Origin of the sequence: Mycobacterium sp. 852002-51152_SCH6134967 (genome assembly GCF_001667105.1) — a bacterium.
GTDB classification, from domain to species: Bacteria; Actinomycetota; Actinomycetes; order Mycobacteriales; family Mycobacteriaceae; genus Mycobacterium; species Mycobacterium neumannii_A.
The window spans coordinates 222,082-233,276 of the sequence record NZ_LZIK01000060.1 but is presented as its reverse complement, the minus strand read 5'-3'; the positions used below and the strand labels follow the sequence as shown (position 1 = coordinate 233,276).

10 protein-coding genes and 1 pseudogene are annotated in these 11,195 nt (G+C 69.0%); 3 read left to right on the top strand and 8 right to left on the bottom strand.

The features are described 5' to 3' along the window. Nucleotides 1-313: 313 nt before the first annotated feature. From A5790_RS26525 to ftsH, 7 genes and pseudogenes are all read right to left on the bottom strand, one after another. Nucleotides 314-764 (bottom strand): annotated as a pseudogene (locus tag A5790_RS26525) (DUF6779 domain-containing protein); the annotation flags it as partial. Between the two features lie 77 nt (nucleotides 765-841). Beyond that, nucleotides 842-1,318 (bottom strand): DUF3180 domain-containing protein, encoded by a 477-nt coding sequence (locus A5790_RS18070; protein WP_066847137.1) that lies wholly within the window; start codon nucleotides 1,316-1,318, stop codon nucleotides 842-844. Continuing rightward, nucleotides 1,318-1,830, bottom strand: a complete 513-nt coding sequence (gene folK / locus A5790_RS18065; RefSeq protein WP_066847134.1) for a 2-amino-4-hydroxy-6-hydroxymethyldihydropteridine diphosphokinase — start codon at nucleotides 1,828-1,830, stop codon at nucleotides 1,318-1,320. Before folK ends, A5790_RS18070 begins: the two co-directional genes overlap by 1 nt. Further along, complete coding sequence (folB, locus tag A5790_RS18060) at nucleotides 1,827-2,204, bottom strand: dihydroneopterin aldolase (RefSeq protein ID WP_066847132.1); 378 nt, start codon at nucleotides 2,202-2,204, stop codon at nucleotides 1,827-1,829. The genes folK and folB overlap by 4 nt, the downstream gene beginning before the upstream one ends. Continuing rightward, the gene (gene folP, locus A5790_RS18055; RefSeq protein ID WP_066847128.1) at nucleotides 2,197-2,994 is read right to left on the bottom strand and encodes a dihydropteroate synthase; all 798 of its coding nucleotides are present in this window, start codon (nucleotides 2,992-2,994) and stop codon (nucleotides 2,197-2,199) included. The genes folB and folP overlap by 8 nt, the downstream gene beginning before the upstream one ends. Nucleotides 2,995-3,014: 20 nt before the next feature. Then, nucleotides 3,015-3,623 (bottom strand): GTP cyclohydrolase I FolE, encoded by a 609-nt coding sequence (folE, locus tag A5790_RS18050; protein WP_066847126.1) that lies wholly within the window; start codon nucleotides 3,621-3,623, stop codon nucleotides 3,015-3,017. Nucleotides 3,624-3,651: 28 nt separating this feature from the next. Continuing rightward, on the bottom strand, nucleotides 3,652-5,961 hold the full coding sequence (ftsH, locus tag A5790_RS18045; protein ID WP_066847116.1) for an ATP-dependent zinc metalloprotease FtsH: 2,310 nt from the start codon (nucleotides 5,959-5,961) through the stop codon (nucleotides 3,652-3,654). Nucleotides 5,962-6,227: 266 nt separating this feature from the next. Here ftsH and A5790_RS18040 point away from each other — a divergent pair, with 266 nt between their 5' ends. From A5790_RS18040 to A5790_RS18030, 3 genes are read left to right on the top strand one after another with little or no spacing between them, the layout of a single operon-like run. Further along, nucleotides 6,228-7,193 carry an alpha/beta fold hydrolase gene (locus tag A5790_RS18040; RefSeq protein ID WP_066847253.1) on the top strand — a complete coding sequence of 322 codons (966 nt, stop codon included), beginning with the start codon at nucleotides 6,228-6,230 and terminating at the stop codon, nucleotides 7,191-7,193. After that, nucleotides 7,194-8,213, top strand: coding sequence for a zinc-binding dehydrogenase (locus tag A5790_RS18035; RefSeq protein WP_066847114.1), 1,020 nt, complete (start codon nucleotides 7,194-7,196; stop codon nucleotides 8,211-8,213). Between the two features lie 16 nt (nucleotides 8,214-8,229). Then, nucleotides 8,230-8,979: an SIMPL domain-containing protein gene (locus A5790_RS18030; protein WP_066847112.1), complete on the top strand. Its 750-nt coding sequence runs from the start codon at nucleotides 8,230-8,232 to the stop codon at nucleotides 8,977-8,979. Here the strand turns inward: A5790_RS18030 and A5790_RS18025 are convergent. Further along, entirely contained in the window at nucleotides 8,976-11,195 is a 2,220-nt protein-coding gene (locus A5790_RS18025; RefSeq protein WP_066847110.1) for a molybdopterin-dependent oxidoreductase, read from the bottom strand. The genes A5790_RS18030 and A5790_RS18025 overlap by 4 nt on opposite strands.

Here is an 11,195-nt window from a genome sequence, read left to right as displayed (position 1 = left end):
GTGTAAGCTGGCGGTCATCCTGGCGTTGTGGGCGGCGGCGGTGGCGGCGGTGACCACGAGCTCGGCTCCTCGGCCGACTGGCGACCCCAGTCGGCGTCGCCGGCCCTGCGGTGCGCCCCACCGCGCTCGGCGGTGGGCTGCCAATCGAATTCCGGCGGTTGGGGTTCGGCGGGCACATCGATGATCGGACTTTCCTCGGTCCTCTCTTCGATGTCGGGCCGGTATTCGTCGATGCGGCTGCTGCTGACGCGTCCCGTGGTCTCCGAATCCCGCGCCCAGTCGCTGTAGGCGCGCACCGTCGTGCGCTCGGGCTCGATGGCGGGCCGGTGCGACAGGTCCGCATCGAAGAGGATCTCCAGGTTGGCGCGCAGCGCGGACAGTTCCGCCCGCAACGTCGCCATCTCGTCGGCGGCCTGGGCGCGCACCTCGGCTTCCAGTTCGCGGCGCAGTTGCGTCTCCAACGACAGCTCGTATTCGCGCCGCGCCGAGATCTCACGGTCCAGCTGCAGGTCGTAGACGAGCTTGAGGTCGCGCACCTTGGCCTGGTCGACATCGCTCTGCCGTCGGTAGATGACCGAGACGAACGCCGCGACCACCGCCGCCCACAACGCCAGGATGACCGCCAGCTTGAGCAGCTCCACCCGATCGGTGAACACCAGGGCGGAGCTGGCCGCGATCGCCAGCACCAGCAACGCGGTCAACAGCATCCAACCCGGCCTGCGGCCGGCACGCCGATAGCGTGCGCTGCGGGTCGGATCGGTCATGGGGGCGACTGTACCTGTCACAGGTCACTCCGCGTGTCGCCTCGTCGGCGATTCGTTCTCGCGTCGGCCGAACTTCGTTAATCCGTTGCCCCATTGGGGTTCTCCGGCGGCTCACCCGGCGACTTGCAGCAATGCTGCAACCACAGCGCAGCAACCACCAGAGCCAGTGCACACCCGGCGGCCACCGCGGCGCCCGCGGTGTCCTCGGCGGCGACGCGCAGAGTGGAGCGACGCGGCAACAGATAGACCAGGACGGCCACCCACCAACCGAACACCAGCGCGCCAACCCATGCCGAGGCCTTGGCGATCACCACCGACCTCGCCACCGCGAGGGGGTTCAGCCGGCCGGATCCCACGCCGATCTCACCGTCGTTGATCTTGGCTCGCACGTGGAACGCCCAGCCCGCTTCGGCGATCGCTACGGCCAGCAGCGAGACACCCGTCCACAGGGTTATCGGCGGGAACCATCGGTACGACGCCAGCACGAGCAAATAGCCGACGACAGCGGTGAGCACCGCAGCGGCCGCGAGGTCGCGCTTGCGCGTCGGCCCCATCAGCGCAACACCAACTCGGTGCGGTGGACGCCTTCGCGTTCGGCCGTTTCGAGCGCCGAGAGCAGTTCGTCGACCCGGCGCGGCTCGCCTGCGACCGTCAGCGCCGCGTCCGGTTCCACCGCCAGCCACGGCACCAGCACGAACGCGCGTTCATGGGCACGCGGATGGGGCAGAGTCAGCTCGGCGTCCTGCGAGATCAGCTCACGTCCCCCGGTTCGGCAGGTCACGATGTCGACGTCGAGCGTGCGCGGGCCCCACCGCTGTTCGCGCACCCGCTCGGCGGCTCGTTCGAAGTCGTGGGCGCGCCGTAGCCAACCGTGGCCGTCGAGCGCCGGATCCTCGGCGATGAGGACGGCGTTGAGGAACGGCCCCTGCTCGACACCGCCCCACGGCGCGGTCTCGTACACCGGCGACGCCGCGCGCAGCGCACCGCCGAGCCCGTCGGCGACCGACCGAAGCATCGCCAGCCGGTCGCCGAGATTCGACCCGATCGACAGAACCGCGGTGGTCAAGGGCCACCCCGACCGCGCCGCGAACGACGCGCGACGACCGCGACGTCGGAGAACGCCAGCGGGATCGGTGCGGCGGGCTTATGCAGGACCACCTCGACGGCATGCACTCGCTCGTCTTCCATGACGCCCTCGGCGATCTCGGCGGCCACCGTCTCGATCAGGTCCCGCGGCGGTCCGGCGATGACGTCGGCCGCCCGCTGCGCCAACGCGCCGTAGTCCAGGGTGTCGGCGAGGTCGTCACTGGCCGCCGCGGCCGCGAGGTCGATCCAAACCGTGATGTCGACGATGAAGTCCTGGCCGTCGCGACGCTCGTGCTCGTAGACGCCGTGATAGCCGCGAACTCGCAAGCCCCGCAACTCGATTCGGTCAGCCATGCGACCACGCCTCCAACACCTTGACCGCGTCGACCGAGGCGCGCACATCGTGCACACGCACGCCCCAGGCGCCGTGCAGACCCGCCAGCGCCGAGATCACCGCCGTCGCGGTCTCCCGCCCGTCCGGCGGCCGCGGTTGTCCCTCGGAGTCCGCGAGCAGCGTTCCGAGGAAGCGTTTGCGCGACGCGCCGACCAACACCGGGATGCCGGTGGCCACGAATTCGGGCAGCGCACGCAACAGCGCCCAGTTGTGGTCGCCCGTCTTGGCGAAGCCCAGCCCCGGATCGATGATGACATTGGCCGCGTCGACGCCGGCGGCCACCGCGGCGTCCACACTGGCGAGCAGTTCGGTCCGGACCTCGTCGACCACGTTCCGATAGGCGGGCACCGCGTGCGGCCGGTCCGCGCCCACCGAGCGCCAATGCATCAGCACCCACGGCACTTTCGCGTCGGCGAGCAACGGCGCCATGTCCGGGTCCGCGCGCCCGCCGGAGACGTCGTTGACGATGTGGGCGCCGTTCTCGAGCGCGGCGCGCGCGACGTCGGCGTGCATGGTGTCGATGCTGACGGTGACACCGTGGGCGGCGAGCTCCCTGATGACCGGGCACACCCGCGATTTCTCGACGTCGGGGTCGATGCGCGTCGCCCCGGGGCGAGTGGACTCACCGCCCACGTCGACGATCGCAGCGCCTTGGCCGACCAGCTCGAGCCCGTGCTCTACAGCGCGGTCGCGGTCGAGGAACAGCCCTCCGTCGGAGAAGGAGTCGTCGGTGACGTTCACGACCCCCATGACTCGCACCCGTGTCGAGTTCACTTGCGCAATATCAGGTCCAGCGCCTCGGCCCTCGATGCCGCGTCGACCTTGAACTGTCCGCGCACGGCCGATGTGGTCGTCACCGCGCCCGGCTTGCGCACCCCACGCATCGCCATGCACAGGTGCTCGGCCTCGACCACGACGATCACACCCCGCGGATCGAGTTTGCGCATCATCGCGTCCGCGATCTGACCGGTGAGCCGTTCCTGCACCTGCGGTCGCTTGGCGTAGAGATCGACCAGCCGGGCGATCTTGGACAACCCGGTGACGCGGCCGTCCTGGCCTGGGATGTAGCCCACGTGCGCGACGCCGTGGAACGACACCAGGTGGTGTTCGCACGTCGAGTACATCGGGATCTGCTTGACCAACACAAGCTCGTCGTGCTGCTCGTCGAAGGTGGTGTCCAGCACCGAATCCGGATCGATGTAGAGGCCGGCGAACAGCTCCTTGTACGCCCGCGCGACCCGCGCGGGCGTGGACTCCAGGCCGTGCCGGTTTGGGTCCTCCCCCACCGCGAGCAGCAGTTCGCGGACCGCCGCCTCAGCGCGCGCCTGGTCGAAGTTCGCGGGGCTGAAGGTGACAGAGTTGTGCTGGGACTGCGCCAATGGAGCCTCCTGTGAGCCGGTCGGTCTGTCAGCCGTTACGCCGGCTGTTGTCCTGACCCTTGTCCTCGTGCGGTTGGGGTGGCCCACCCTGTTGCTGCGGTGGCCCCTGCTGCGGATACGCCGGATACGGCGGATAGGGCTGCTGCTGTTGCCAACCCTGGTGCGGCGGCGGATACCAGTAGCCGTGCGGCTGCTGGACGGGGGGCTGTTGCTGCTGCTGCTGTGGCGGCGGCGGCCAGCCCGGTGCGTGCCATCCCGCGGGGGCGCCGTAGTCCGGCTGTGTCGGACCGGAGGAACCGTTACCGCTGCCGTTGGCGCCGTTGGGCCCGCCCTCGGCCACCTTGGTGGCTTCGGCGGCCTTGGTGGCCGCGGCGATCGCGGCCTTGAACGCGGGTTCGGGCACCGGTTTCGGCCATTCCTCGCCGCGCTCGATCGCCAGCTCGCCAGGGGTCTTGATCGGCGGCTTGTCGGATGGCACCCGCCCGCCGAAGTCGTCGAACATGGTCAGCCGCGGGCGCTTCTTCACGTCGCCGAAGATCTCCTCGAGCTCACGGCGGTGCAGCGTCTCCTTCTCCAACAGCTCGCCGGCGAGGGTGTCGAGCACGTCGCGGTACTCGGTCAGGATCTCCCAGGCCTCGGTGTGGGCGGCCTCGATGAGCTTGCGAATCTCGTCGTCGATGATTTGAGCGACCTCGTGGCTGTAGTCAGCCTGGGTGCCCATGGTGCGGCCCAGGAACGGATCGCCGTGCTCGGTGCCGTAGCGCACCGCGCCGAGCTTGGAGCTCATGCCGTACTCGGTGACCATCGCGCGGGCGATCTTGGTGGCCTGCTCGATGTCGGACACCGCGCCGGTGGTCGGCTCCCGGAACACCAGTTCCTCGGCCGCGCGTCCACCCATCGCGAACACCAGCCGCGCGATCATCTCCGAGCGGGTCATCAGGCCCTTGTCGTCCTCGGGGACCGCCATTGCGTGGCCGCCGGTGCGGCCGCGGGCCAGGATCGTCACCTTGTAGATCGGGTCGATGTCCGGCATCGCCCACGCGGCGAGCGTGTGCCCGCCCTCGTGATAGGCGGTGATCTTCTTCTCCTGCTCGCTGATGATGCGGCTCTTACGCCGGGGCCCGCCCACGACGCGGTCGACGGCCTCCTCCAGCGCCGGGCCGGTGATCACCGTGCCGTTCTCGCGGGCGGTCAGCAGTGCGGCCTCGTTGATGACGTTGGCCAGGTCGGCGCCGGACATGCCGACGGTGCGCTTGGCCAGCCCGTCGAGGTCGGCGTCGGGGGCGATCGGCTTACCCGCGGAGTGCACCTTGAGCACGGCGCGACGGCCGGCAAGGTCGGGGTTGGAGACCGGGATCTGGCGGTCGAAGCGGCCCGGCCGCAGCAGGGCCGGGTCGAGGATGTCGGGCCGGTTCGTGGCCGCGATCAGGATGACGCCCTGACGGTCGCCGAAGCCGTCCATCTCGACCAGCAGCTGGTTGAGTGTCTGCTCGCGTTCGTCGTGGCCGCCGCCCAGGCCGGCGCCGCGCTGACGGCCGACGGCGTCGATCTCGTCGACGAAGATGATGCAGGGGCTGTTCTGCTTGGCCTGCTCGAACAGGTCGCGCACGCGGGAGGCGCCGACGCCGACGAACATCTCGACGAAGTCCGAGCCCGAGATCGTGAAGAACGGCACCCCGGCCTCACCGGCCACGGCGCGCGCCAGCAGCGTCTTACCGGTGCCGGGCGGGCCGAACAGCAACACGCCCTTGGGGATCTTGGCGCCCAGCGCCTGATACCGCGACGGGTTCTGCAGGAAGTCCTTGATCTCGTAGAGCTCTTCGACGGCCTCGTCGACGCCGGCGACGTCGGCGAAGGTGGTGCTCGGCATGTCCTTGTTGAGCATTTTGGCTTTGGACTTGCCGAACCCGAAGCCCATCCGGCCGCCGGTCTGCATGCGGGAGAACATCACGAACAGGCCGACCAGCAGCAACAGCGGCAGCAGGTAGATCAGCAGCGAGCCGAGCATGCTGCCCTGGTTGACGACCGTGTTGGTCTTGACGTTCTTGTCCTGAAGCGCCTCGAACAGCGTGACCCCGTACCCGGTCGGGTACTTGGTGAGAATCTTGTCGCTGTTCTCGGTGTCGCCGTTGCCGCTCTTGAGTTCGAGCCGCAGCTGCTGTTCCCGGTCGTCGATCTGCGCGCTCTTGACGTTGTCGCCGGTGATCTGGGCGACCGCCACCGACGTGTCGATGGGCTTGTAACCCCGCGTGTCGTCGCTGAAGTAGTAGAAGGACCACCCCAGCAACAGCACGACCGCTATCACGCTCAGCGTGCGGATGACATTTTTCCGATTCATCAACTATCCGTCGTCGTCCGGCCGCGTGGCGGGCCGTTGTCCCCGGCCGTCAGCGACCACTCCTGCCTTCCAATGCCTTTTCAAGCCGTCGAAACCTCTCCAACAAGTACGCGGTTGGAATAGTTCAGGCTACCGCTAGACCAACGAACCAAGGTTCCCGACGGTTCTCCCGACGTCCCGGCGAACGTGGGTTACCCGCACGCTGCCGGCCGCGGCGGCGTGCTTCAACTACACACTCGCGCGCCCAGGACTGTGCTTGGGTGGGGATCGTGATCACCTGGACCGAGCGGTTCGTCGACACCAACGGCGTCCGCCTGCGTGTGCTCGAGGCGGGCGAACCGGGCGCTCCGCTGGTGGTACTCGCCCACGGTTTTCCCGAACTGGGGTTCTCCTGGCGCCACCAGCTGCCCGCATTGGCCAAGGCGGGCTATCACGTGCTCGCTCCCGATCAGCGCGGCTACGGGCAGTCGTCCAAACCCGAGGCCGTCGACGCCTACACCATCGTGGAGCTGAGCGCCGACATCGTCGGCCTGCTCGACGACGTCGGCGCCGACCGCGCGGTCATCGTCGGCCACGACTTCGGCGGGGTGGTGGCGTGGGCTTCGCCGCTGCTGCATCCGGACCGCTTCGCCGGGGTAGTCGGTGTCTGCACACCGCCGGTGCCGCGCTCGCGGGTGCCCACGACGCAGGCGTTCCGGCGCATCTTCGGCGAGAAGTTCTTCTACATCCTCTACTTCCAGGAGCCGGGTCCGGCCGACGCGGAGCTCAACCGAGACCCCGCCACGTCGATCCGCAAGCTGCTCGCGTCGACGGCCTCGTCGAAGGGCGGACTCGTCGGCGACCGGATGATCGCGCAGGGACCGGCTGGGCTCTTGTCCCGTATCCCCGAGCCCGACGGCCTGCCCGACTGGATCAACGAGCGCGAACTCGACCACTACGTCGAGGAGTTCACCCGCACGGGCTTCACCGGTGCGCTCAACTGGTACCGCTGCTTCGACCGCAACTGGGAGCTGACGGCGAACACCCCGGCGACGACCATCGGCGTGCCTGCGTTGTTCGTCGGCGCCACAGAGGATCCGACCCAGGCCTTCGCCCGGCGGGACCGCGCCCGCGAGGTGGTTTCGGGCGACTACCGCGAGGTGATGATCGACGGGGGGCACTGGCTGCCGCAGGAGCGGCCCGCGGCGGTCAACGCCGCGTTGCTGGGGTTCTTGAACCGATTGGATTGGTGAATGCGCGCTGCCGTACTGCGAGGCGGACAGATGGTGGTCCGCGACGACGTGCCCGAACCGGTTCCCCAAGAGGGTCAGGTGCTGGTCGCGGTCAAGGCTTGCGGGATCTGCGGTTCGGATCTGCACTTCGCCAAACACGGCGACCAGATGGTGCGGCTGACTCGCGAGATCACCGGTATGCCGGTGCAAGGTGGCCTGCCCGTCGACCTCGGCAATGACGTGTTCATGGGCCACGAATTCAGCGCTGAAATCCTCGAGGCCGGTCCGGGCACCGATGCGCCCGCTGCAGGAACTCTTGTCACGTCGCTACCGGTATTGTTGTCGCCCAAGGGCTTCGAGCCGATCATGTCCAGCAACACCGTGCTCGGTGGATACGCCGAGAGGATGCTGCTGTCGGTGCCGCTACTGCTGAGCGTGCCCGACGGTGTCGACCCTCGGCACGCCGCGCTGACCGAACCGTTGGCCGTCGGGTTGCACGCCGTCAACAAATCCAACATCGCCCCCGGCGAGGCCGCGCTGGTGATCGGCTGCGGTCCGATCGGCATCGCGATCATCGCCGCCCTGCGCCTCAAGGGCATCGAACACGTTGCGGCGGCGGACTTCTCGGTGCGCCGGCGGGAACTCGCCGCGACGATGGGCGCGCACGTGACCCTCGATCCCGCGCAGGGTTCTCCGTTCGACGGCGCGACACCCGCGGTGACCTTCGAGGCCGTCGGCATCCCCGGGATCATCGACGACGTGATGCGCAGGGCTCCGTTGGGCAGCCGCCTGGTGGTGGCCGGAGTGTGCATGCAGCCCGACACGGTCACGCCGTTGTTCGGCATCGCCAAGGAGATCAACGTCCAGTTCGTCAACTCCTATGACCACAACGAGTTCGCGGAGACGTTGCGCGCCATCGCCGACGGGCGAATCGATGTCTCGCCGCTGATCACCGGCGAGGTGGGACTAGAAGGCGTCGGCGCCGCGTTCGACGAACTCGCCGACCCCGACACGCACTGCAAGATCATGGTGACCCCCTGACGGTAGGGTGCCAGCCATGCCAATCGCTGCCCGGGCGAAGACGCCCACCCGAATCCTCGCGGCCGCGGCGGCCGGGTTGATCGCCCTGCTCTCGGGCTGTGACGCGACGGCCGCCCCCGTCCTCACCAACGACGACAACAGCACACAACGCCAGGTGACGGTCGTCGGCTCCGGTGAGGTGCTCGGCACACCCGACACACTGACGATCAACGCGGGGATGGAGGTCGTCGCCGCCGACGCCGCCGGCGCCCTGAACCAGACCAGCCAACTGCAGCGCGGTGTCATCGACGCGCTCGTCGACTCGGGCATCGACCGCAAGGACATCAACACCTCCGAGGTGAGCGTGCAGCCGCAGTACGCCGGCGGCGACACCACGACCATCAATGGCTACCGGGCGACGAACACGATCGACATCAAGGTCCGCGCGCTCAACACGGCGCCACAGGTGTTCGGGATCATCGCGAGCAGGGGCGGCAACGCGACGAGGATCAACAACGTCACCCTCGCAATCGAGGACGACTCACAACTGGTGCGCGAAGCGCGCGCCCGGGCCTTCAACGACGCCAAGAGCCGCGCCGAACAGTACGCGCTGCTGGCCGACTTGGACCTCGGCAAGGTCCTCTCAATATCCGAGGTGCCTTCCTCGTCGCCCCCAACGCCGTATCCGGGTCCGCGCGGGCAGGCCGCGGAAATGGCGACGGTGCCGTTCGAGCCGGGCCAGCAGGCCGTCGGCTTCAACGTCACCGTGGTCTACGAGCTGACCTAACCCGCGGGCGCAATATCCACCGGGATCCCGTTGAGCACCGCGGTCCCCGACAGCGGATCCAGATGGTTGCCGTCGTTGAGCTGGTTGACGTTCACGCCCGGCGCACCGGCCGCCACCCGTTGACCCGTGCCCTCGCGATCGTGGCCCCAGCCGTGCGGTAACGACACCACGCCCCGCCGCATCTCGGGCGTGATCTCGACCGGCGCCAGCAGCTCACCTCCCGGCCCCTTGACGACGGCCGTGTCGGTGAGGCCGAGCTCGGCGGCGTCGTCGGGATGGATCCGCAGCGTGCACTGGTTGGACCCGCCCGAAAGCGCGGGCAGGTTGTGCATCCAGCTGTTGTTGGAACGCAGGTGCCGTCGCCCGATGAGCACGAACCCGTCGGCGCGCACACCGAGCGCATCCCGCAGCCGCGCGACGTCGGCGGTCAACTCGGGCGGTGCGAGTTCGATCCGCCCGGACGGCGTCCGCAGCACCTCGGCCAGGCGCGGACGCAGCGGACCGAGGTCGATGCCGTGCGGTGCGGCCTTGAGCTTGCCCAGAGTGAGGCCGTCGGAATTGGCTCCGAACGCATCTCCGTAGGCACCGAGGCGCAGCATCATGTCGAGGCGCCGTTCGTAGCCGGGAGCCGTCGGCAGCATTGCGGTCATCTCGTCGACGGATCGCCCGGCGACCGGCGAGTCGGGGTCGGCGGTCTCCTTGGCCAGCGTTGCGGCGATCACCTGATCGTCGACCAGCATCGGATCGGCGCCGGGGCCCAGACCGTAGAGGATCAGGGCGATGCGCGCGAGGATCTCGGCTTCGTCCGGTCGGTCGGTCAGCGGGAGCGCGGGCGGTGAGTACCGCGCGTTGTTGCGCACCGCCAGGCCGTTGAGCGCGACGTCGAAGTGCGCGCTGCGCGACGGCGGAGGCGGCGGCAGGATGACGTCGGCGTGCCGGGTGGTCTCGTTGAGGTACGGGTCGATGCTCAGCATGAACTCGACGCTGTCGAGCGCCTTGTCGAGTCGATCGCCGTCGGGCGCCGACAGCACCGGGTTGCCCGCGATCGTGATCATGGCCTTGATCTGCCCGTCGCCGGGGGTGTCGATCTCCTCGGCCAACGCCGCAGCCGGAAACTCCGACAGCACTTCGGGATAACCCGATACGCGGCTGTGCCAACGCCCGGTGGAAAAGCCTCGGCCTCGCTTCGGTGGCCGCGCCGCGGGCGCGATCGGCGATTGCGGGAACATCGCGCCGCCGGGGCGATCCAGGTTGCCGGTGAGAATGTTCACGACGTCGACGAGCCAGCTGCCCAAGGTGCCGAATTCAACGGTGGACGTGCCGATCCGGCCGTACACCGCGGCCGACGGCGCCGCCGCGAGTTCGCGTGCCAGCGTGCGGATGTCGTCGGCGGGCACCCCGCAGTACGCCTCGACCGTGTCCGGTGAGAAGTCGGCGGCGAGAGCACGCACCAGGTCGACACCGTCGACGTGGCCGAAGAGGTCCTTCAGGTCGGCGAGGTCCTCGTCGAACAGCACGTGCACGATGCCCAGCAGCAGCGCCGCGTCGGTGCCGGGCCGCGGAGCCAGGTGGCGGTCGGCGAGTTCGGCGGTACGGGTGCGGGCGGGGTCGATGACCACGAGGCGCCCGCCGCGTCTGCGCAGCGCGCGCAGCTTGCCGGGAAAGTCGGCGGCGGTCGCGAGGCTGCCGTTGGAGACAAGGGGGTTCGCGCCGATGATCACGAGGTAGTCGGTGCGGTCGAGGTCGGGCACGGTGAACGCGACGGGGCTGCCGAACATCAGGCCCAGCGCGACGTGCTTGGGCATCTGGTCGAGGGTGCTCGCCGAGTACACCTGCCGGGTGCCCAGCGCCTTCACGACCAGCGGCGTGTACAACCCGCCGGCGATGGTGTGGGCGTTCGGATTGCCCAGGTACACGCCGACGGCCGCACCGCCGTGCTGGGCGATGACACCGCCGAGCCCCTCCGCGGCCGCGGCGAACGCCTCCTCCCAGGTCGCCTCGGTCAGCACACCGTCACGCCGTATCATCGGCCTGGCCAACCGGTCGGGATCGTTGTCGAGTTCGCCGAAGCTGGCGCCCTTCGGGCAGATGAAGCCGTGGCTGAACACGTCGTCGCGGTCGCCGCGGGCGCCGGTGACGCGACCGTCGTCGATGGTGAGGACCAGGCCGCAGGTGGCCTCGCACAGGGGGCAGATGCGAAGGGCTGTTTCGCGCAT